The 22,501-nt window shown below is 42.3% G+C and carries 27 protein-coding genes; 26 read left to right on the top strand and 1 reads right to left on the bottom strand.

All coding sequences use genetic code 11. The annotated features are described in order from the left end of the window. Positions 1-15 precede the first annotated feature (15 nt). The 10 genes from EP737_RS11455 (at position 16) to fni (ending at position 9,783) form a co-directional block, all read left to right on the top strand. Positions 16-789 carry a metallophosphoesterase gene (locus EP737_RS11455; protein ID WP_129728112.1) on the top strand — a complete coding sequence of 258 codons (774 nt, stop codon included), beginning with the start codon at positions 16-18 and terminating at the stop codon, positions 787-789. Positions 790-815: 26 nt separating this feature from the next. Next, the gene (locus tag EP737_RS11460) at positions 816-1,712 is read left to right on the top strand and encodes a MerR family transcriptional regulator (RefSeq protein WP_129728113.1); all 897 of its coding nucleotides are present in this window, start codon (positions 816-818) and stop codon (positions 1,710-1,712) included. 78 nt (positions 1,713-1,790) lie between these two features. After that, a complete protein-coding gene (locus EP737_RS11465; RefSeq protein ID WP_129728114.1) occupies positions 1,791-2,396 on the top strand; it encodes a genetic competence negative regulator in 606 nt (201 codons plus the stop codon). 849 nt (positions 2,397-3,245) lie between these two features. Further along, positions 3,246-4,523, top strand: a complete 1,278-nt coding sequence (locus EP737_RS11470) for a Glu/Leu/Phe/Val family dehydrogenase (RefSeq protein WP_129728115.1) — start codon at positions 3,246-3,248, stop codon at positions 4,521-4,523. A 206-nt stretch (positions 4,524-4,729) separates the two neighbouring features. Next, complete coding sequence (locus tag EP737_RS11475; RefSeq protein ID WP_129728116.1) at positions 4,730-5,257, top strand: peptidoglycan recognition protein family protein; 528 nt, start codon at positions 4,730-4,732, stop codon at positions 5,255-5,257. A 108-nt stretch (positions 5,258-5,365) separates the two neighbouring features. After that, positions 5,366-6,346, top strand: coding sequence for a YpdA family putative bacillithiol disulfide reductase (locus EP737_RS11480; protein ID WP_129728117.1), 981 nt, complete (start codon positions 5,366-5,368; stop codon positions 6,344-6,346). Between the two features lie 54 nt (positions 6,347-6,400). Continuing rightward, entirely contained in the window at positions 6,401-6,574 is a 174-nt protein-coding gene (locus EP737_RS25565) for a DUF5359 family protein (protein ID WP_165350765.1), read from the top strand. A 130-nt stretch (positions 6,575-6,704) separates the two neighbouring features. Next, on the top strand, positions 6,705-7,382 hold the full coding sequence (gene cmk / locus EP737_RS11485; protein WP_129728118.1) for a (d)CMP kinase: 678 nt from the start codon (positions 6,705-6,707) through the stop codon (positions 7,380-7,382). Positions 7,383-7,568: 186 nt separating this feature from the next. Further along, the gene (gene rpsA / locus EP737_RS11490; protein ID WP_129728119.1) at positions 7,569-8,714 is read left to right on the top strand and encodes a 30S ribosomal protein S1; all 1,146 of its coding nucleotides are present in this window, start codon (positions 7,569-7,571) and stop codon (positions 8,712-8,714) included. Between the two features lie 13 nt (positions 8,715-8,727). Beyond that, entirely contained in the window at positions 8,728-9,783 is a 1,056-nt protein-coding gene (gene fni / locus EP737_RS11495; protein WP_129728120.1) for a type 2 isopentenyl-diphosphate Delta-isomerase, read from the top strand. Positions 9,784-9,910: 127 nt separating this feature from the next. Here the strand turns inward: fni and EP737_RS11500 are convergent, their stop codons facing one another. After that, positions 9,911-10,045 carry a YpzI family protein gene (locus tag EP737_RS11500; protein ID WP_129728121.1) on the bottom strand — a complete coding sequence of 45 codons (135 nt, stop codon included), beginning with the start codon at positions 10,043-10,045 and terminating at the stop codon, positions 9,911-9,913. Positions 10,046-10,159: 114 nt separating this feature from the next. Between EP737_RS11500 and EP737_RS11505 the strand changes: the two genes are divergently transcribed. The 16 genes from EP737_RS11505 (at position 10,160) to EP737_RS26545 (ending at position 22,497) form a co-directional block, all read left to right on the top strand. After that, positions 10,160-10,759 carry a YphA family membrane protein gene (locus EP737_RS11505; protein ID WP_129728122.1) on the top strand — a complete coding sequence of 200 codons (600 nt, stop codon included), beginning with the start codon at positions 10,160-10,162 and terminating at the stop codon, positions 10,757-10,759. 3 nt (positions 10,760-10,762) lie between these two features. After that, positions 10,763-11,656, top strand: coding sequence for a YIEGIA family protein (locus tag EP737_RS11510; protein WP_129728123.1), 894 nt, complete (start codon positions 10,763-10,765; stop codon positions 11,654-11,656). Then, positions 11,653-11,841 carry a capping complex subunit for YIEGIA gene (locus EP737_RS11515; RefSeq protein WP_129728124.1) on the top strand — a complete coding sequence of 63 codons (189 nt, stop codon included), beginning with the start codon at positions 11,653-11,655 and terminating at the stop codon, positions 11,839-11,841. The genes EP737_RS11510 and EP737_RS11515 overlap by 4 nt, the downstream gene beginning before the upstream one ends. A 112-nt stretch (positions 11,842-11,953) precedes the next feature. Next, positions 11,954-13,264, top strand: coding sequence for a ribosome biogenesis GTPase Der (der, locus tag EP737_RS11520; RefSeq protein ID WP_129728125.1), 1,311 nt, complete (start codon positions 11,954-11,956; stop codon positions 13,262-13,264). 19 nt (positions 13,265-13,283) lie between these two features. After that, positions 13,284-14,306 carry an NAD(P)H-dependent glycerol-3-phosphate dehydrogenase gene (locus EP737_RS11525; RefSeq protein WP_129728126.1) on the top strand — a complete coding sequence of 341 codons (1,023 nt, stop codon included), beginning with the start codon at positions 13,284-13,286 and terminating at the stop codon, positions 14,304-14,306. Between the two features lie 308 nt (positions 14,307-14,614). Beyond that, positions 14,615-14,872, top strand: coding sequence for a stage VI sporulation protein F (locus tag EP737_RS11530; protein ID WP_129728127.1), 258 nt, complete (start codon positions 14,615-14,617; stop codon positions 14,870-14,872). Positions 14,873-15,162: 290 nt separating this feature from the next. Continuing rightward, a complete protein-coding gene (locus EP737_RS11535) occupies positions 15,163-15,366 on the top strand; it encodes a DUF2768 domain-containing protein (protein ID WP_129728128.1) in 204 nt (67 codons plus the stop codon). Positions 15,367-15,379: 13 nt separating this feature from the next. Then, positions 15,380-16,096 (top strand): hypothetical protein, encoded by a 717-nt coding sequence (locus EP737_RS11540; protein ID WP_129728129.1) that lies wholly within the window; start codon positions 15,380-15,382, stop codon positions 16,094-16,096. A 187-nt stretch (positions 16,097-16,283) separates the two neighbouring features. Then, positions 16,284-17,762, top strand: coding sequence for a stage IV sporulation protein A (spoIVA, locus tag EP737_RS11545; protein ID WP_129728130.1), 1,479 nt, complete (start codon positions 16,284-16,286; stop codon positions 17,760-17,762). 351 nt (positions 17,763-18,113) lie between these two features. Further along, on the top strand, positions 18,114-18,392 hold the full coding sequence (locus EP737_RS11550; protein WP_129728131.1) for an HU family DNA-binding protein: 279 nt from the start codon (positions 18,114-18,116) through the stop codon (positions 18,390-18,392). 264 nt (positions 18,393-18,656) lie between these two features. After that, the gene (folE, locus tag EP737_RS11555) at positions 18,657-19,226 is read left to right on the top strand and encodes a GTP cyclohydrolase I FolE (RefSeq protein ID WP_129728132.1); all 570 of its coding nucleotides are present in this window, start codon (positions 18,657-18,659) and stop codon (positions 19,224-19,226) included. A 113-nt stretch (positions 19,227-19,339) separates the two neighbouring features. Further along, a complete protein-coding gene (locus EP737_RS11560; RefSeq protein WP_425455885.1) occupies positions 19,340-20,068 on the top strand; it encodes a heptaprenyl diphosphate synthase component 1 in 729 nt (242 codons plus the stop codon). 44 nt (positions 20,069-20,112) lie between these two features. Further along, positions 20,113-20,826, top strand: a complete 714-nt coding sequence (locus tag EP737_RS11565) for a demethylmenaquinone methyltransferase (RefSeq protein WP_129728134.1) — start codon at positions 20,113-20,115, stop codon at positions 20,824-20,826. Positions 20,827-20,842: 16 nt separating this feature from the next. Continuing rightward, the gene (gene hepT / locus EP737_RS11570; RefSeq protein ID WP_129728135.1) at positions 20,843-21,805 is read left to right on the top strand and encodes a heptaprenyl diphosphate synthase component II; all 963 of its coding nucleotides are present in this window, start codon (positions 20,843-20,845) and stop codon (positions 21,803-21,805) included. A 132-nt stretch (positions 21,806-21,937) separates the two neighbouring features. Continuing rightward, entirely contained in the window at positions 21,938-22,384 is a 447-nt protein-coding gene (gene ndk / locus EP737_RS11575) for a nucleoside-diphosphate kinase (RefSeq protein WP_129728136.1), read from the top strand. Continuing rightward, positions 22,372-22,497, top strand: a complete 126-nt coding sequence (locus tag EP737_RS26545) for a hypothetical protein (RefSeq protein ID WP_281278892.1) — start codon at positions 22,372-22,374, stop codon at positions 22,495-22,497. The genes ndk and EP737_RS26545 overlap by 13 nt, the downstream gene beginning before the upstream one ends. The last annotated feature ends 4 nt before the right edge of the window (positions 22,498-22,501 follow it).

Here is a 22,501-nt window from a genome sequence, read left to right on the forward strand (position 1 = left end):
TGTAAGGAGTATACAATGATCGTTATTTTGATGCTCATTATCATCGCATGTCTTACTTGGATTGTTTTTATGTATAAGGAAGCACATGTAAATCGGGTCATATATCAAGAATACTGTTTTCCTGATTTCCCTCGAAGCTTTGGAGAGGTTCGTATTTTTTTTATTTCAGATATTCATAAGCGAAAGCTGCCAGATCCATGGATTCGTGATATGCAAGGAAAAGTGGATTTTGTGGTAATCGGGGGCGATTTAACAGAAAAAGGAGTGCCGCTTACAAGAGTGTCACATAATCTTCGTCTGCTTAGCCAGATTGGCCCTGTTTATTTTGTTTGGGGCAATAATGACTATGAAACGGAACGTCATGATTTAGATGCGCTTCTTCTTGATCATAAGGTGAAGAGCTTAGATAATACAGCTGTTTTGTTTGAGTCAGAAGAAGGGGAAAAGCTTTGGCTGCTCGGTGTTGATGATACATCGTTAGGCAAAGATCGTTTGGATTGGGCGCTAGCAGATTGTGAGGAGGAAGGGTTTCGCATTCTTGTTAGTCATAACCCAGATATCGTTCAAAAGTTTACAGAGAAAGAGCGTATTTCATTTGTGCTAAGCGGTCATACACATGGGGGACAAATCTATTTGCTGCCTTCAGACAAATATATGCGAGGAGGAACTTACTCGTATGCGCACACATTATTGTTGGTCAGCAACGGTTATGGTACAACATTCGTTCCGCTGCGGTTTCGTGCTCCTGCACAAACTCACTTACTCTCGCTAAAAAGGAAAGAAGTATAGATTTATTGTTTAAGGTGGGAAAGGGTATGTCAACCTTAGAAGGGAAATACAACATTAAGGCAGTTTCAAACATGCTTGGTATTCAGTCAGGCACGTTGCGAGCATGGGAAAGACGTTATCAAATGATTGCTCCAAAACGCAATGAAGCAGGCCATCGCCTTTATACCGAGGAGCATGTCAAGATATTAAAGTGGTTGATCACAAAGGTGAATGAAGGATTTACAATCGGGCAGGCAGTAAGTTTACTTGAAAGCAATCAGTTGAATACCCAAGTGTTTTCTGAGCAAGAGGATAATAAAGCAGAGTCATTAACGGAAGCAATTTTGTATGCATTGTTAAAGTTTGATGAGATGAAGGCGCATGAACATTTGAATGAAGCGTTTAGTTTATTTTCTGTTGAAAAGGTAACAATGGATATTTTGCGGGGGATTTTAGTGCGGATTGGGGAGCTTTGGCGGCAGGGGGCTATTACAAGTGCTCATGAGCATTATGCTACATCTTTTCTACGTTCGCGAATTGGTATGATTTATCATAATCTACCTGCTAATGCTGTGCTGCCAAAAGTCGTTGCTGTATGCGGGCCAGGGGATTCTCATGAGCTTGGACTGTTGATTTTTACGATTTATTTACGCCGTAAAGGCTATGAGGTTATATATCTTGGGACAAGCATTGATGAAAAAGATATTCATGCTATCATTGAAGAAGTAAGGCCTAAATTTTTATTTATGTCCTGCACGTTGACAAAATATGTTGTCCCAACGATAAAACTTGCCAATTGCTTGCGGGAGGAGTATGATTATCTATCCATAGGAATCGGAGGAACTGCTTTTTCGCTCTTGCCTGAGCAAGAAAGAGCGGCGCTAGAGGAGTATCTTGTGGGAACAACGAAAGACGATTGGGATCAATGGATGGTGAGAGCGTAGCCTCATTCTATGAACCATCCGATTCATCCTTCATATAATAAACATTAGGTGTAACGGTTGAGGTAAGGAGGGTAAGAGATGAGATTGGAACGTTTGAACTACAATAAAATCAAGATTTTCCTTACGTTTGACGATTTGTTGGAACGTGGGCTCACGAAAGAAGATTTATGGCAAAATGCGCCGAAAGTACAGCAGCTGTTTCGCGATATGATGCATGAGGCAAATAAAGAGCTTGGATTTGAGGCAGACGGACCAATTGCTGTAGAAGTATTCTCACTTCAGGCGCAAGGTATGGTTGTCATCGTGACAAAGGAGCATCAAGAGATAGGGCTGGATGAAGACTTTAGCGATGACTTTATTGAAATGCAGGTAACTCTTGATGAGAGCGAGGATATTTTATATGAGTTTGCTTCATTCGAGGACATTATTTCCTTGGCAGAGCGTTTATATCCTCTGGGGATTGAAAATGGGAAATTGTATTCCTTTCAAAATCATTTCTACTTATTGCTGGAAGAATCAGCTACATCGCTCTCTCATGAAAATTTAATCGCTATCTTGGCGGAATTCGGAAATTCTGCAACGATTACAATCTATAGGTTAATGGAATATGGGAAGGAACTGATGGCAGAGCGTGCATTAGCCCAGTTGTATCACTATTTTGTAGCGAAATCAAACCTCAACTAAGGTATAGTTGGGGTTTTTTGCACTGTAGGAGTATAAATTTCCAGCGAGAGGTCATTCGACGTAGTCGGAAATTTTAGGGATACAGTATAAGTAGGGCTACGCCTCTGTTCTCGCCTAGGGGCAGCGCTTGCCAATCGGCGAGTTTTCTTTACACTTTAGGAAAGTATAAATTTCTAGCTAGAAGCAAGTTCGACGTAGTAAGAAATTTTAGGAACAAAGTGTAGGTGCAACTATGCCTCTGTCTTCGCCCAAGAGCAGGGCTTGCCAATCGGCGAGTTTTCTTTACACTTTAGGAAAGTATAAATTTCTAGCTAGAAGCAAGTTCGACGTAGTAAGAAATTTTAGGAACAAAGTGTAGGTGCAACTATGCCTCTGTCTTCGCCCAAGAGCAGGGCTTGCCAATCGGCGAGTTTTCTTTACACTTTAGGAAAGTATAAATTTCTAGCTAGAAGCAAGTTCGACGTAGTAAGAAATTTTAGGAACAAAGTGTAGGTGCAACTATGCCTCTGTCTTCGCCCAAGAGCAGGGCTTGCCAATCGGCGAGTTTTCTTTACACTTTAGGAAAGTATAAATTTCTAGCTAGAAGCAAGTTCGACGTAGTAAGAAATTTTAGGAACAAAGTGTAAGTGCAACTACGCCTCTGTCTTCACCCAAGAGCAGGGCTCGCCAATCGGCGAGTTTTCTTTATCAGAAAGGATGCATGATGCTTTTTTATTACGGAAAACCTATTATAACCATGTTTTTAAGTGCTTATGAACCGGAGATGTCAAATTTTGCATTCCGGTTTTCAGAGTGTATACTAAGCAATAAAGGCTTACTCAAGAAATGTATACAGGGGGTTTACTGATTATGGTGGCCGAAAAGGGAGATCATTCACAACAGAAAGCTGAACAATTAGATGTATTGAGGTCTACACAAATTGTTATCCATCAGGCGTTAGACAAGCTAGGCTATTCGCAAGAAGTATATGAACTGCTAAAAGAACCTATCCGCATGATGACGGTAAAGATCCCAATTCGTATGGATGATGGCACTGTGAAGGTATTTACAGGTTATCGCGCACAGCATAATGATGCAGTGGGACCAACAAAGGGGGGCATTCGCTTTCACCCGAATGTAACAGAAAAGGAAGTAAAAGCTTTGTCAATTTGGATGAGCTTAAAGTGCGGTATTGTGGATCTGCCTTATGGTGGCGGAAAGGGTGGTATTGTTTGTGATCCGCGTGACATGTCGTTCCGCGAGTTAGAACGTTTAAGCCGCGGATATGTAAGAGCAATTAGTCAAATTGTAGGACCAACAAAAGATATTCCGGCACCTGATGTATTCACAAACTCGCAAATTATGGCGTGGATGATGGATGAATACAGCCGGATTGACGAGTTTAATTCACCTGGCTTCATTACGGGAAAGCCTCTTGTGCTCGGAGGATCGCATGGACGTGAAACCGCTACCGCAAAGGGCGTGACGATTTGTATTCGAGAAGCTGCTAGGCGAAAAGGAATTAACATTGAGGGTGCCCGTGTTGTTGTACAAGGATTCGGAAATGCGGGCAGCTATCTTGCAAAATTCATGTATGATGCTGGAGCAAAGGTAATAGGGATTTCTGATGCGTATGGGGCGCTGCATGACCCGAACGGACTTGATATCGATTATTTGCTTGACCGTCGTGATAGCTTTGGAACGGTAACGAAGCTGTTTACAAACACAATTACAAATAAAGAGCTGCTTGAGCTTGACTGTGATATTCTCGTACCGGCAGCAATCGAAAATCAAATTACGGAAGACAATGCGCCTCATATTAAAGCAAAAATCATTGTGGAGGCAGCTAATGGTCCGACTACCTTGCAAGCGACAAGTATTTTAACAGAGCGCGGTATCTTACTCGTTCCTGACGTATTAGCCAGTGCGGGCGGCGTGACGGTATCGTATTTTGAATGGGTGCAAAATAATCAGGGTTACTATTGGACGGAAGAGGAAGTAGAAGAAAGATTGGAAAAGGTAATGGTAAAGTCATTTAGCTCTGTATATGAAATGTCCCAAGTTCGCAAGGTGAACATGCGTCTTGCTGCTTATATGGTTGGTGTTCGCAAGATGGCAGAAGCGAGCCGATTCAGAGGCTGGGTATAACCGGAAAAATGTCCAAAACGACAGTGCTTGTTGTTTCGGGCATTTTTTGTTTGTATTTTACACTTGCCGAAGCAACAAACTGTGCTGACGCTTTGCACTAACCGGTATTTGCTTTATTGGCAAGGTTGTGTGTGGCGGTTTTACTTCTATTGGGACGAACGGTTGGAATACATATATAGGGATATATCATGCATGGAGATGATCAGATGAGATTTCCGATAGAACGAATTTATATTAGCTACGGCAACTCTAGACCCGGCAGCCGTTTGTCAAAAGTCCGTTTTATTGTAGCGCATGATACAGGGAATCCCGGGAGCAATGCCATTGGAAACCGTGACTATTTTCAGGAAACAATGCCCAAATCGTCTGCTCATACGTTCGTTGATGATCAGCGTATTATTGAAATGATTCCCATTGATGAAGTTGCGTATCATGTCAGATACAGCGTACCAACCGATAATGAGCTGTATGGGTATAATGCAAACAGTGCTGCAATAGGCGTAGAGCTTTGCTACGGAGGGAATATTAGTTTTTGGGATGCCTATACAAGATATGCCTGGTACCTCGCATATCTATGTCAGGTATATGGGCTGAATCCCAAAACAGATATTGTGTCTCATAAACGGCTCGATCCAGCACGCAAAATCGATCCCGAAAATGTTTTGAAGCAGCAAGGTATTCCGTTCAAACAATTTTTAAATGATGTATATCGTATGTATGTATCGCTTAGGTGACAAACAGTACAGAAAAGCATACAATACAAATGGGCGCCTACTTCGAATGGTAGGTTTTTTCTTTTTATATATGTGGTTATCGAAACGGAGTGTTGGGGAGTGAGCAGTATGCAACAAGAGAAAGTAATTATTGTGGGTGGAGGTCCGTGCGGCTTGGCGGCAGCGATTTCCTTGCAGCGCATTGGAGTTGATGCGCTAGTCATTGAGAAGGGAAACATTGTCAATGCCATCTATCATTATCCAACTCATCAGACTTTTTTCTCTACAAGTGAGAGGCTCGAAATCGGCAATGTTCCTTTTATAACAGAAAATCGAAAACCTGTTCGTAATCAGGCGCTTGCTTATTATCGTGAGGTTGTGAAGCGGAAGCAGGTGCGTGTCCAGCCCTTCGAGCGGGTTGAGCATGTGGAGAAGCAGGATGATCATTCATTTGTTATACGTACGACGAAGCAGGGTGGAGAGGCGGCAGAGTATCGTTCTCAATATGTTATCGTAGCGACAGGGTATTATGACCATCCTAATTATATGAATGTACCGGGTGAGGAATTAGCGAAAGTGTCTCATTACTTTAAAGAGGCACATCCATACTTTGATCAGGATGTAGCTGTCATCGGCGGTAAAAATTCAAGTGTGGATGCGGCACTTGAGCTTGTAAAAGCGGGCGCACGTGTCACGGTGCTTTATCGCGGTGATGTTTTCTCATCAAGTATTAAGCCATGGATTTTACCGGAGTTTGAGGCTCTCGTTCGCCAAGGAGAGATTACGATGGAATTTCAAGCACATGTGAAGAAAATAACAGAGCATACACTTACGTATGAGGTGAACGGTGAGGAGAAAATCATTGTGAACGATTTTGTGTTTGCGATGACGGGATACCATCCTGACCATGCCTTCTTAGCGAACATGGGTGTAGGTATTGATCAAGAAACCGGTCGCCCGCTCCATGATCCAGATACGATGGAGACGAGTGTACAAGGTATTTTTATTGCAGGTGTTATCGCAGCAGGTAATAACGCGAATGAAATATTTATTGAGAATGGGCGGTTCCACGGGGACGCTATTACTAGAGAAGTTGCCAAACGGCAGTAGTATAAATCACGTGTACTTGTTCTAAACTGTGAAAAAGGACAAGGCGGGATAAGTGTGAAAAGGGTAGAGCATTTTATTATTAAGCTTGTGCTAGTGCAGTTTTTACTTCTTTTGCTGGCGCAAGTGCTGCTGATGCAGCCGCGTATTGCACCTTATTTATCAAAGGTTGTGTACTACGAGGGCGTCACAAAGGGAGAGGTTACAAAAAGTTTAGAAACAGGAAAGTAGTTTTGATTTGCTTCTCTGCATGGTTGTGTTACAATAAATGGAGACTTTCAAGGGAAAAACTTACAAAAGCAGGTCAGATTCCTGCTTTTCTCTATTTCTTTTTATTTAGGTGAAATTATGAGGTGTTACTATGAATCAAAAAATCTCTATTGCAATTGACGGACCAGCCGCTGCGGGGAAAAGTACGGTTGCAAAAATTATCGCAAAGTCTCTTTCTTATGTATATATCGACACAGGAGCGATGTATCGCGCTCTAACATATGCTGCTTTAAATCATAGTATCGATGTGAACGATGAGAGCAGTGTGGTGCAGATGCTCAATGCGGTTGAAATTCGCTTCGAAAACCGGGGCGATGGACAGCATGTATTGTTAAATGGCAATGACGTTACAGATGCGATTCGATCTCCTGAGGTAACCAATACTGTCTCTATTCCCGCGAAGCATCGTCTTGTTCGAGAAGAGATGGTAAAAAGGCAGCGAGTGCTCGGTGAGAGCGGTGGTGTTGTGATGGACGGGCGTGATATCGGAACGCATGTCCTACCGTATGCAGAAGTTAAAGTTTTCCTTTTGGCTTCTGTTGAAGAGCGGGCGCAGCGACGCTATCAGGAAAATATAGAGAAAGGTTTTTCGTCAGATTTAGAAAAACTGAAGGAAGAAATTGCCCTGCGTGACAAGCTGGATTCCGAGCGGGAGTTTGCGCCGTTGCAGAAAGCAGAGGATGCAATTGAATTAGATACAACATCTTTATCCATTGAACAAGTCGTGGAAAAGATTATGGATATTGTCTCTTTGAAATTAGCACAATAAGGAAAGAGTAGGATCTCTTTCCTTATTTTTATAAGAGGACAATTTACTTGACAAATTCTTGGATTTGTTAGAACTTAGTAAAAGAAGATATTTTCTGAATACTTTTCCAACATGCAAATGGAAACTTATTCTTTCCATTTCGTATATACATAATATGCACTTTCATTTTAGTAGGGAGGTATTTCCATGGTTGAAAAGATGAATGAAGAGATTGTAGAGGCGAAGGCGCTGCAAGTTGGCGATATTGTCACAGCTCAAGTTACAAAAGTCGAAGATAAGCAAGTGCTTGTAGATGCAGGCTACAAAACAGAAGGTGTGATCCCAATCAGTGAGCTGGCAAATGTACACATTGAGAAAGCAAGCGATGTTGTACAAGAAGGTCAAACGCTGGAACTGCAAGTCATCAAACTTGAAGACGACGATCTTGTTTTATCGAAGCGTGCTGTTGATGCAGAACGGGCTTGGAAGGAGTTGCAAGGCAAATTCCAAACAGGTGAAGTGTTCGATGTAACGGTAAAAGATATCGTAAACGGCGGTCTGGTTGTGGACCTTGGCGTTCGTGGATTTATCCCAGCATCCCTTGTAGAAACACATTATGTAGAAGATTTTACAGATTATAAAGGGAAAACATTAGATGTAAAAATCGTAGAGTTAGAGCGAGAGAAAAATCGTGTAATCCTTTCCCACAAAGCAGTAGTAGAGGAAGCGCTGGAGACTAAGAAAAAGGAAGCGCTGCATTCATTAAAGGCGGGAGAAGTGCTGGAAGGAACTGTACAGCGTTTGACTGACTTTGGAGCATTTGTCAATGTTGGCGGTGTGGATGGTTTAGTCCACATTTCACAAATTTCTCACGATCGTGTTGAAAAGGCATCTGATGTATTATCAGAAGGGCAAGCTGTTAAAGTGAAAGTATTGTCAGTAGATCCAAGCACGCAGCGTGTATCACTTTCCATTAAGGCTGCTCAGCCTGGTCCTTGGGAAAACATAGCAAATGAAGTGAAGGTGGGGGATATTTTAGAAGGAAAAGTCAAACGTCTTGTTAGTTTTGGAGCGTTTGTAGAAGTGCTTCCTTCTATTGAAGGTTTGGTACATGTGTCCCAAATTGCCAATCGCCATGTAAAGAATCCAAGTGAAGTGCTTGAAATCGGACAAATTGTAAAAGTAAAGGTGCTCGAAGTGAGCCCGCAGAATAAGCGTGTGTCTTTAAGTATTAAAGATGCGTCAGAGCCGGAAGTGCAAGAAGATTACAGCAAGTACCAGCCTACAACAGAGTCGTCCACCTTCCAGTTGGGTGACATTATCGGTGAACAGTTGAAAAAATTACGCAAATAAACGGGTGATGGTTGTGACAAGAGCGCAGCGAAAGATAGATCATATTCAATTTGCGCTTTCTACTGGGCAATCCTGCTCTCATGGCTTTTCGGATGTTTCTTTCGTTCATCAAAGCTTACCGAATACGTCATGTGAACATATCTCGTTACAGACGAGAATAGGCGAACTTTCTTTAAGTTCGCCTATTTTTATCAATGCGATGACGGGTGGCGGTGGAGCAGAAACGGAGCGTGTTAACGAAAGTTTGGCGATGGCCGCAAAGCACCAAGGTTTGGCGATGGCAGTAGGCTCACAAATGGCGGCCTTACGAGACAAGCGGGAGGAACTTTCTTATAAAGTCGTGAGAAGAGCAAACCCGAATGGAATCGTTTTTGCAAACCTAGGAAGTGAGGCAACAGTTGAACAGGCAAAGCGTGCCATTGAGATGATTGAAGCAAACGCAATACAAATTCACTTGAATGTGATTCAAGAGCTAACAATGCCGGAAGGCGATCGTGATTTTACAGGTGCGCTCAGGCGCATTGAGATGATTGTTAAGGAGTGCGCCGTTCCTGTTATTGTAAAAGAGGTCGGCTTTGGCATGAGTAAAGAAACAATACAAAAGCTGCGAAACGTAGGTGTGACCATTATTGATGTCGGCGGCTTTGGCGGAACAAATTTTGCCGGCATTGAAAACGAACGGCGTCAGCGAGTGTTATCATATTTTAATGATTGGGGTATTCCTACCGCGGCATCGTTAGTAGAGGCTGAAAGTGTCGGGGGCGCGTCGTTAATTGGTTCAGGTGGCCTGCAAACGGCTCTGGATGCAGCAAAGGCTATTGCGCTCGGGGCTTCGGCTGTAGCATTTGCTGGACAGTTCTTGCGTATACTTGTGCATCATGGAGTAGAAGCTTTAATACAAGAGCTAGCTGCGCTGCATGAGGATTTGGTATTGATTATGACAGCGCTGGGAGCAAATACTATCGAGCAATTACAGCACGTCCCGCTTGTAATTAGTGGCTATACACATCATTGGCTGACGGAACGAGGTATCGATACTACTGCCTACAGCAGAAAAAGCGCGACATAACAAAACGTTATGTCGCGCTTTTTTTGATGTCTAGCTTTTTCAGGTCAAATATTTTTCCCGATCCGAAGCCCAAGAGCGGCTTTCATAGTGAGAAACGTTGGCCCTCTGGAGCTGAGGAGTTATAGTTTTAATGCTTGTTTTGTTCACGTGCGAGCTCTGGTGTATCGAGACCAGTAGCCCCTGGGTATTGCAGATTTTGATCACGGTCGGATTCAACGCGACGTGATTCTCTCATTTTCTTTTCTTGGCGGTCTTTACCCATCCTCTCCACCTCCTTATTGTAAGTGTTTCTGTTTCGGGATGAACTATACGATTTTACATGAAGGATTATTTTTCATAAAAAGCACCCATAATGGAAATGATAGGAGGGAGTAGCATGGAAGGGGCTTATTTTTATTTCTTCTCTTGGCTCGGTTGGATTTTTGTTACATTTTTTATGAAAAAAAGCAAAGCGCGTCTTGTTTATGCAGCAGTTCTTTTGTTCACGATTATGATTTCACAAACAGTCGTAACGTTCGGGGAATTCCGAATATGGATCGGTGCATTTTTTCTGCTAGTCATTGGCATTATCGGTATTAGTCGTCTGTCGATGTTGACAAAGCTGTATTATGCTGTGTGTTCGACAATAGTGGGAATGGTGTATGCAATTGTTCATCTTGTTGAATTGTACGATCCGGTCTGGATTATTATCAACCATACATGGTTTCTTAGTATATTGCTTGCGTACATATCTTACGTATTAATTCGTTTACCAGAAGAGCGTATTTTGGTACTTTGTGTTGGGGTTGTACAGGGTGAAATTTTAGTTACAGCTGTTTTAGAGCCATATGGTTTTCATAATGAGTTTGGATCGATGTTGTTTCTAGATGCAGTTGCATGTGCTGTTTTTTTACTGTGCGTATTGTCCGCCATCTTGAAGGGACTCGCGTTTGTAGAACCATTCAAACAAAAACAAGTAAGGGAGAGACAGGGCTAGGATATGAATCATTATACGTTCCCAATTTTACTTGGTGTGCTTGTGGGGGTTATCACACGTCTAATTATGCTAAGGACCGATACGAGACAATATCCGACCCGTTTGCATGGGAAGATTGTTCATATTGCAATGGGGTTTATTGCGGCTATTTTGGGAGCAGTTGCCATTCCTTCTATTATGAAAAAGGACTTTTCGGCACTAACATTTTTAACGCTCGCTGCTTCGCAATTTCGCGATGTCCGCAATATGGAACGCAATACTTTACAGCAGCTTGATGGCGTTGAACTTGTACCGCGCGGAAGCACCTATATAGAAGGAATCGCACTTGTGTTTGAGAGCCGGAACTATTTGGCGATGATGGCATCCTTCGTGACGACATTTGCATATTTCGCCTTTAATTCTCCCATAGCGGGTGTTATCGCAGGCATTGCTTCCTTTTTCGCAGCGAAAGCGCTCATGTCCGGAGGCAGGCTGCAGGATCTTGTCGAGATTGAACATGCTCCGCTTCGATTTGATGGGGCTGGTTTGTATATTGATAATATCTATATTATGAATATCGGCTTACCGGCAAGACAGAAAGAGATTATGAAGTATGGAATGGGATTTTTGTTAAAGCCAAAGTCAATGGATGCAAATATTACGCTCTCAAACCTTGGACAACGGCAGGCGATTTTGCATGATGTGGCAGTTGGGCTTGGTGTTGTGCGTGATTCAGGCACCCCAGCTCTAGTGCCTCTTGCTAAGCGGGACTTAAATGATGGTCGAATAGGAGTGTTTGTTCTTCCGCAGGAGCAGGATGTGGAAAAGGCGATACAGATTATTGGTAATGTGCCAACACTTGAAAACGCTATTCGCCTCTCCTCTGAAGCGGCAAAAGGGGGGCGTACATCGTCATGATATTGGAAAAATGCATACTAGCCGTTATTACAACGGATGCAAGTAAGTTTGCAGGCGGAGCACCTTTATTCACATGCCCTTCTACAGAGGAGATGGAATTTGTTGCAGCAAATCTAGAGGCTATTTTAGATGGGATTGCGCACAGACTTCAGGAGAACGTATATATTATTGTGAAACACTCCTAACATATGATATAATGTGTAGTGCTTGAAAGATAGGAAATATTGTTGATACCCCCTTCTTGCGCAAAGAGGGGGTTTTTACATACAGATTAGTCAGAGAAAGGATGAAAGTAATATGCCAAAACCAACAGTTGCCATTGTTGGACGTCCAAACGTTGGTAAGTCTACGATTTTTAATCGCATTGTCGGGGAACGGGTTTCGATTGTGGAGGACATTCCAGGTGTAACACGTGATCGCATTTACAGCTCTGGTGAATGGCTTACGCATGAATTCAATATTATTGATACGGGCGGAATTGATATCGGTGATGAGCCGTTTTTGTCACAAATTCGTCAACAGGCGGAAATTGCGATTGATGAAGCTGATGTTATCGTGTTTTTAACAAACGGTCGAGATGGGGTTACGTCAGCTGATGAAGAGGTAGCAAAAATTTTATACAGATCTAAAAAGCCTGTTGTACTTGCGGTAAACAAAATCGACAATCCTGAAATGCGGGAGGATATTTACGATTTTTATTCGCTTGGTTTTGGGGAGCCGTTTCCGATCTCCGGTGCACACGGTCTTGGACTTGGTGACTTGCTTGATGAAGTTGCGAAGCATTTTCCGAAATATGAAGGCGAGGATTATGACGAAGGTGTGATCCGCTTTTCCTTGATTGGGCGTCCGAACGTTGGGAAATCGTCGCTTGTGAACGCTTTGCTTGGTGAGGAACGCGTAATTGTGAGCGATATTGAGGGCACGACGCGCGATGCGATTGATACACCGTATCGAAAAGACGGACAGGATTATGTAATTATTGATACAGCGGGTATGAGAAAAAAAGGGAAAGTGTACGAGAGTACCGAAAAATATAGTGTATTGCGCGCGTTAAAAGCAATAGAGCGCTCTGATGTCGTTCTTGTGGTCCTAGATGGTGAGCAAGGGATTATTGAGCAGGATAAAAAAATTGCAGGTTACGCACATCAAGCTGGACGAGCTGTTGTAATCGTGGTGAATAAATGGGATGCAGTTGAGAAAGATGAGAAAACAATGAAGGAATTCGAAGAGAATATTCGTGCGCATTTTCAGTTTTTAGATTACGCGCCGATTGTTTTCTTGTCCGCTAAAACGAAGAAACGGACGCATACACTTTTACCGATGATTCAAGCAGCTAGTGAAAGCCATAATTTACGTGTACAAACGAATGTCTTAAACGATATCATCATGGATGCGGTAGCGAGAAATCCTACGCCGATGCATAACGGCAAGCGTTTGAAGATTTATTATACAACGCAAGTAGCTGTAAAACCGCCGACGTTTGTTGTATTTGTCAATGATCCGGAATTATTGCATTTTTCGTATGAGCGTTTTTTAATTAATCGCATTCGTGATGCCTTTAATTTTGTGGGAACACCGATTAAGATTCTGGCAAGAGCTAGGGATTAATGGGGGAGGATGAGGTTGTATGACAGTTGTTGCAGTAGCAGGGGCTGGCAGTTGGGGAACGGCTTTAGCGATGGTTCTAGCCGATAATGGCCACGAAGTGCGTCTATGGGGACATCGCGAGGAGCTTATGCAGGAAATCAATGAAACTCGTATGAATAATCGTTATTTGCCGGGGGTTGAACTGCCGGATGGAATCCGTGCGTATGCTTCCTTAGAGAGCGCCTTGCAGGATGCCGAGCATATTTTGCTTGTTGTGCCGACAAAGGCATATCGCGACGTATTACGGCAAATCAGGCCGATGCTGTCTAGTCCTGTAACATTCATTCATGCGAGCAAGGGGATTGAACCAGACTCGTCTAAACGTATTTCCGAGGTAATTGAGGAGGAAATTCCAGCTCATCTTATTGCGTCTGTTGTTGTTCTCTCTGGTCCAAGCCATGCGGAGGAAGTTGGATTACGCCATCCGACGACCGTTACGTCAGCGTCTAAGCATCTGGAAGCAGCAGAGATGGTGCAGGATTTATTTATGAACAGCTATTTTCGAGTGTATACAAATCCAGATATTATCGGTGTAGAACTTGGCGGCGCTTTAAAGAATATCATTGCGTTGGCTGCCGGTATTACAGATGGTTTAGGACTTGGAGATAATGCAAAAGCAGCACTTATGACGCGCGGTTTAGCGGAAATCGCGCGTTTGGGACGAATGATGGGAGCAAATCCGTTAACTTTTGCCGGTTTAACCGGTATGGGAGATTTAATCGTTACGTGTACAAGTGTACATAGCCGAAATTGGCGAACTGGGCATATGCTTGGTAAGGGTCAATCGCTAGAGGATGTACTGGCGAATATGGGGATGGTTGTAGAAGGAGTACGCACAACAAAAGCAGCTTATCAGCTTGCTGGTAAAATGAATGTGGAAATGCCGATTACAATCGCTCTTCATGAAGTGTTATTTAATGGGAAAAGTGTCAAGGAAGCGGTTGAATCGCTGATGGGGCGTGTCCGAAAACATGAAATGGAGGCTATTCCCGATTTATTGTAAAAGAGAGCTCACAGCTCTCTTTTTAGTTTCGTAAAGTATACATGTTCAGCTGGGGGACCTTTGATATAATGGGAACATGCAAATGCAACGATGCCTTGCTTTTTACACTTTAAGAAAGTATAAATTTCTAGCTAGAAGACAATTCGAGGTAGCGAGAAATTTTAGGAATACAGTATAAGTAGGGCTACGCCTCTGTCTTCACCCAAGGGCAGGGCTCGCTAATCGGCGAGTTTTCTTTATTGGGTGTTTTCACCAATTCTCCGCTCTCGCATAGGATGGATTGTAGATTACAGGAGAGGGTGGAGTTCATGAACGGCAACAACAACTTTTTTGATAATATTGAAAAGCAAACAAAAGTCAATAAAGAAGATATTTTTAAGCTGGCAGCTTCTGTACAAAATGCGAATTTAAAGGATGAAAAAGTACTGCGTCAGCTCATTCAGCAAGTCGCTTTGCTTGCGGGGCGTCCAGTATCGAAGGATAAGGAAGAGCAAATTGTAAAAGCAGTCGTAAATAATAATATCCCTGCTGATTTAAGCGCTTTAGGCAATTTATTTAAGAAATAAATGACACAACTTTCATAAAAGTGGGAACCATCCGCATTTCGTATAGCATATGATACTATGTATAATAGGAACATGGATTGGCAATGGGAGATATTTGGTCAACGGAAGCGAAGATGCCCCTCTTCGCTTCCGTTTTTTAGTGGGAAATTTTCTTATTGATTGTAAGCGAGGATAGGGTCTGGATTCTTTTCATACAGGTCCTGTATTTTTACTTTTTCTTTAGATACATAATTTGCTAAAATAAAAAAGAGTTATAGTACTAGATTGTCATTACATAAAGGGGGGTATGTATGTCTGTCGGGTTAATAAAAATGTGGTTTGCGCTTGGAGCAATTGCATTTATGTTTATTTCAGTTATGTTTATTTTGCTGAGCCGTTATAAAATTCGGAATAAGCTTTTGAAAGGGATTACAGCCGTTATTGCGTACGTGCTTATGATTGTGTCTGGATTTATTATTTTTATTGTTGTGTTTAGTGGTCCGGTAAGTGAGTGAAGGACGGATGTATATGAAAAATATTGCAATTGTAATTATAATGATGTGTATTGTAAGCGTGTTAACAGGATGTTTGTATCCGCAGGAGAAATTACAGCAAAACCAAGCCCCGTATGCTGACCAACTTGCTGCTGTGCAGGCTGCCGTAGACTCGTTTCAGAAGGAGAGCGGTGGTCTGCTTCCCATTAAAACACGGGATATGAGCACGTCGCTATACCAAAAGTATCCGATTGAGTTTACTAAATTAGTGCCGCGCTTTATGCAGGAGCCTCCCGGCAACTCGTTTGAAAATGGCGGTATCTATCAGTATGTACTCATTGATGTGGAAACGAAGCCGACGGTAAAGCTTATTGATTTGCGTGTGACTGAGAAAATTCGTGATCTAAAGCTAAAGCTACAAATGTACCGTGATCAACATCAATATCCGCCATTTCAAAAAGTGCTTGCAAATGGTGTGTATACGTTAGATTATAACAAGCTTGGTTATGATGAAGAACCGTATGTTGTGAGCCCGTATTCTGGTAAAAACTTGCCGTTGGTGATCGATGGACAAGGAGAAATTTATGTAGACTACAGGGTGGACCTATATGAAGCGCTGCAGAAGCATGGGGACAAAGTGCAACCAGACAGCGATATCCGCTTTCTGCTCACAAAGGAATCCCCTTTTGTACCGGCGTATTCCCTTCCCTATAAGGCAGAGGACAAACAACCCGTTTTTTTCATGCAATAAGTCATGAACCCTTCTATTTAAGAATACGTTCTAAAAGAAGGGTTTTTTACTTCTTCTGACTACACAACGAAGAAAAAATTTCTTTATAAAATAGTCATACAACACGGACAACATCATAAGTATGTAATGTCCTAACTACTAGAATGATCGCAATTTTATTTCCAACAACTCTTGGGGAGGGGATCACTTGGAAAAGGTCGATATTTTCAAAGATATTGCCGAGCGTACAGGCGGTGATATTTATCTAGGGGTAGTGGGTGCCGTTCGGACAGGGAAGTCAACTTTCATTAAAAAGTTTATGGAGCTCGTTGTGATTCCGAACATTGAAAGTGAAGGCGATCGTCAAAGAGCGCAAGATGAGCTCCCGCAAAGTGCGGCAGGCAGAACGATTATGACGACTGAGCCGAAATTTGTTCCGAATCAAGCGGTCTCCATTCAAGTGGAGGACGGCTTAGCTGTTAATATTCGTCTTGTCGATTGCGTTGGCTATACTGTTCCTGGTGCCAAGGGATACGAGGACGAAAACGGACCGCGTATGATTAGTACACCTTGGTATGAGGAGCCAATTCCTTTTCATGAGGCGGCAGAAATTGGAACTCGTAAAGTGATTCAGGAGCATTCTACAATCGGTGTTGTTATCACAACAGATGGAACGATTGGTGAAATTCCGCGCCGCGATTACTTAGATGCAGAAGAGCGCGTTGTGAATGAATTGAAAGAAGTAGGTAAGCCTTTTATCATGATTATTAATACGGTACAGCCGTATCATCCAGATACTGAACAACTGAGACAAAGTTTGATTGAACAATATGATATCCCTGTTCTAGCGATGAGTGTGGAAGGGATGAGAGATGGTGACGTCTTCAATGTTTTGCGTGAGGCGCTGTATGAGTTCCCTGTACTTGAGGTAAATGTAAATTTACCGAGCTGGGTTATGGTGCTAAATGAAAGCCATTGGCTGCGTCAAAGCTATCAAGAAGCGGTTCAAGAAACGGTCAAGGACATTAAACGCCTGCGTGACGTAGACCGTGTCGTATCGCAATTTGGCGGGTATGATTTTATTGACCACGCGAGCCTTGCAGGTATTGACATGGGGCAAGGGGTGGCAGAAATCGACCTATATGCGCCAGATGAGCTATATGATCAAATTTTAAAGGAAGTTGTCGGTGTTGAGATTCGAGGCAAGGATCATTTGTTAAAGCTCATGCTTGATTTTGCTTATGCAAAGACGGAGTATGATCAAGTGGCTGATGCCTTGCGGATGGTCAAACAAACAGGCTATGGCATCGCGGCGCCAGCTTTGGCTGATATGAGCCTCGATGAACCAGAAATTATTCGTCATGGCTCCCGCTTTGGCGTAAAATTAAAAGCTGTTGCGCCATCTATCCATATGATTAAAGTAGATGTAGAGTCAACCTTTGAGCCAATCATTGGAACCGAGAAGCAAAGTGAAGAGCTGGTTCGTTATTTAATGCAAGATTTTGAGGATGACCCGCTCTCTATTTGGAGCTCTGATATTTTTGGACGTTCATTGAGCTCTATCGTGCGCGAAGGGATTCAGGCAAAGCTATCTCTCATGCCGGAGAACGCTCGTTACAAGCTTAAGGAAACGCTGGAACGTATTATCAATGAAGGCTCCGGTGGTCTAATTGCTATTATTTTGTGAAACAGGGCTCCTTTTTGGGGCCTTTTTCTTTTTTTAAAATAACATATTGTTGAAGGGAATATGGTGAAATTTCTTTTTTTTTGTTATGAAAAAATCTACTATTACTTTGAAAAGAGCAAATATAGCCAGAGTTAGAGTAGATTTTGCGGTGTTTTCGATTTTTTTCTTGTTTTCTTGGCAACATTTTCTTTAAAAATATTGAATTCTAAGAAAGAATCATATAATATAGGCGTTGATAAAGAATTATCTGTAGCTTTGTAGTATAGAACTTGTGAAATTTGCCTACAAATTAAAATAAGACTCACTTTATTAATATTCATACAGTGGTCCCTTTGGGAGGAGGTGAATGGCATGAATAAGACAGATTTAATTAATGCAGTTGCGGAAGCAAGTGATCTTTCAAAAAAGGACGCAACGAAAGCAGTTGATGCTGTTTTCGATTCAATCTTAGATGCATTAAAAAATGGTGATAAGGTACAATTAATCGGATTCGGTAACTTTGAGGTTCGTGAACGTGCTGCTCGCAAAGGGCGCAATCCTCAAACTGGCGAAGAGATTGAAATTGCGGCTAGCAAGGTGCCTGCTTTTAAACCAGGCAAGGCTCTTAAGGACGCAGTACAAGAAGCGTAAAAGGCAAGGTGCTTAGAAGAAAGTTGCTGAACTAAGCGAGTGTAATACATACAAAGACTCAGCGTTGATAACTTCTACAAATAAGTGCCTTATTACAAAAATAACCCTCTGCCTCGAAAGAAGCAGGGGGTTGTTTTTTTGCACTATAGGAAAGTATAAAGTTCCAGCGAGAAGTCACCCGGTCAGCGGTGCTTTTTGCTTTTCCAAATGTTTCTATGCTAGAATATGTTCATAAATAGGTTTTAGTCTGGAGGATCTTGGTGGATGGCAAAAGTGAATTTAGAGCAGATTGAATATGCAGTTCGCCTTATTCTTGAGGCGATTGGTGATGACCCGAATCGTGAAGGGGTATTAGAGACGCCAAAGCGTGTTGCCAAGATGTATGCTGAAGTTTTCGCAGGCATGAATGAGGATCCGAAGTTGCATTTGCATAAAGTATTTGGAGAAGAACATGAAGAACTCGTTCTCGTCAAAGATATTCCGTTCTTTTCTATGTGTGAGCACCACTTAGTGCCATTTTACGGAGTAGCCCATGTTGCATATATACCAAGGGGCGGACGCGTAACAGGGTTAAGTAAATTAGCTCGTACAGTGGACACGGTAGCGAGGAGGCCGCAACTTCAGGAGAGAATCACGTCTACCGTAGCCGATGCTATTTTAGATGTACTTGACCCACACGGTGTAATGGTTGTGTTAGAGGCAGAGCATATGTGTATGACGATGCGCGGCGTAAAGAAACCGGGGGCGAAAACGGTGACGTCAGCGGTTCGAGGTGTACTAGCAACAGACGCTGCAGCAAGAGCTGAAGTGCTATCCCTTATTAAATCCAACTAAAAGAAAAGCAGAAGGCTGCTTTTCTTTTTTTAATAGGAAATTGATGTGTATGTGTTATAATAGGTTTTACGGATTATGTTATGCATGGACTTTGAAGGACAAGGGTGATGAGTGTGGATGACATCTATGAATGCATTAAGGAAATAAAAGAGCGCTTGGAAGAAAAATTGCGGCATCCCTACGTAATGCGTCACATTGACCTTCCGTTTGTAGACGAAGATAAATTATTGCTTTTATACTCTCTGTTACAAAGTGCAAACTTACATATAGATGAGATTCAGCATTATGCCTTGACGATTATGCTTGTACAAATCGCTCTTGATACTCACGAGAATGTTTCAAATAATACAGGATCGGAAGACTCTCATACAAAACGGCAGATAACCGCGTTGGCGGGGGATTATTACAGCGGATTGTATTATTATCTGTTGGCGGAACGACATAATATTGCTTTGATTCGGACATTAGCAGAGGGGATTGAAGAGGTTAACGAGGAGAAGATTGTGCTCTATCAAGAGGAGAAAAAGATGGTAGCAGTTGTTGTGGAGAGTGTGGCTATTATCGAATCGGCACTTCTTCAAAAAGCCTGTGACCATTTTAATGTACCGTTATGGAAACCGTTTGTTGCGGCAGCTGCAGCACTCAAGCGCATGGAGCGTGAGTATGTGATGCACCAACAGGGGAAGGAGACACCTGTGCGGTCCCTTTTTTTACGGATGCTCCCGAGCGAGGAATTGAATGAAGCATATGAGTCTTGTATCAAAAATGCGAAGACAGAGTTGCGTAAACTGGCGGAAGGTCATGAAAAGCTAATAGGAACCATGAAAATGTTGAATATATAATAATAAGCTTTTGACAGAAATCCACTGGAAGAAGGGTAGAAGGCATGCAACAGTCGAAGGAAGAACGAGTGCACGATGTGTTTGAGAAGATTTATAAACGATATGATGTAATGAACTCTGTGATCAGCTTTCAACGCCACAAAGCATGGCGTCAATATACGATGCAGGTGATGGATGTAAAGCAAGGAGAGGCAGCGCTGGATGTTTGCTGCGGAACATGTGATTGGACGATTGCGCTTGCTAGGGCAGTTGGCAAAGATGGGAAGGTGTATGGCCTTGATTTTAGTCAAAACATGCTTTCTATTGGAGAGGAGAAAATCAAGGCGCTAAATTTGGAGCAAGTAAAGCTTGTGCATGGAAACGCAATGCAGCTTCCGTTTGCGGATAATACGTTTGATTACATAACAATTGGTTTTGGATTACGCAATGTTCCAGATTATCTGCAGGTATTACGGGAGATGACAAGAGTTGTAAGACCAGGGGGGAAGGTTGTATGCTTGGAAACATCACAGCCTACAATATTCGGTGTGCGTCAACTCTATATGTTATATTTCCGCTACATTATGCCGATATTAGGGAAAATGTTAGCGAAAAGCTACAAGGAATATTCTTGGCTTCAGGAGTCGGCAAGCACGTTTCCAGGAATGCAGGAATTAGCAAGGATGTTTGAACAGGCAGGATTAGAGAAAGTGCAAGTAAAGCCGTTTACGTTTGGCGTTGCGGCGATGCATGTAGGGTATAAACCAAAGAAGTTTTGAAGTCAAGGTGAACAGTATGAAGTTACAAGTAACGTACTCTTTTTTAAGGTCGGATATTGAAAAAATTGAGCAAGAATTAAAAGCGGTTGTATCGTCTGAAGAGGCACTGCTGCAGGATGCAGCGATGCAGTTAATTCAGGCAGGCGGCAAGCGGATCCGCCCTATTTTTGTGCTGCTGTCAGGAAAGTTTGGTAATTATCGGCTAGATGTCATTAAGCATGCAGCGGTTGCTCTGGAGCTGATTCATATGGCCTCTCTCGTTCACGATGATGTGATTGATGCAGCCCTTGTAAGACGCGGCAGCCCGACAGTAAATGCGAGATGGGGAGAGCGCATTGCTATGTATACTGGAGATTATCTGTTTGCCAAATCACTCCGTTGTATTACAAATATCGAGATCCCAGAGGTGCATCAAACTTTATCAAAAGCGATGGTAGAGCTATGCAAAGGAGAAATTGAGCAAATTCGCGATAAATATAATTTTGATCAGAGTCTACGTACATATTTAAGACGGATTAAAAGGAAAACAGCTTTGCTCATCGCTGCGAGCTGCGAACTTGGAGCAATTTCATCGGGGGCGTCCCCTGATACTATCAAGCGTTTGTTTTGGTTTGGTTATTTTGTAGGAATGTCGTATCAGATTATTGATGATATTCTCGATTTTGTTTCAACAGAGGAGAAGCTCGGCAAACCAGCAGGGGGCGATCTCTTACAGGGAAATATTACACTCCCGGTATTATATGCGATGGAAATTCCTTCTCTCCGTGAACGGATTGTTAAGGTTCACTCAGAAATTGATACAGATGAGATGAAAGATATTATTGCTTTGATTAAAAATAGTGATGCGATTGAGAAATCCTTTATGCTTAGTGAAAGGTATTTGCAAAAGGCATTAGAAGTAATTAAGCCGTTGCCAAGAGGGCAAGCTAAAACAGCGTTGTATAATATTGCTAAATATATTGGGAAAAGAAAGTTTTAAGGTCTATTTTTGAAAGAATTGAATTTTAAGAAAATTCCTCCATTTCGAAACTGTTGATAAATTAAGAAAGTAATGATACTATTGTCATGGGATGGTAATATACATAATGAATGCAGAAATGGAGAGAATTTCATGGAAAAAACGTTTTTAATGGTAAAGCCTGATGGTGTGCAGCGTGCATTGATTGGCGATATTGTTGCTCGTTTTGAAAAGAAGGGGTATCAACTTATCGGCGCGAAGCTTATGCAAATTTCTAAGGAAACAGCAAGTCTTCATTACGCTGAACATGCCGAACGTCCGTTTTTTGGCGAACTTGTAGATTTCATCACATCGGGTCCTGTCTTTGCTATGGCTTGGCAAGGTGAGGGAGTCATTGCGACTGCACGTCAAATGATGGGGAAAACAAATCCGAGAGAAGCTACTCCGGGCACTATTCGCGGCGATTTCGGGGTAGCACTGAATAAAAATGTAATTCATGGATCAGACTCTCCTGAAAGTGCGGAGCGTGAGATTTCCATCTTCTTCAAAGAAGAAGAGCTTGTGTCCTATACAAAATTACTAAACCAATGGATTTACTAATTGGAATTGAAAACGCTTTAGATAAAAAGGCAGGAGACCACTATGGCGGGCTCATGTCTTTTTTGTTTGAACTAGTTACGAAAGAGAAGACGATGTGTTATATTGATACATAAATAC

Origin of the sequence: Ectobacillus funiculus (assembly GCF_004138295.1) — a bacterium.
In the GTDB taxonomy this organism is placed as follows: Bacteria; Bacillota; Bacilli; order Bacillales; family Bacillaceae_G; genus Ectobacillus; species Ectobacillus funiculus.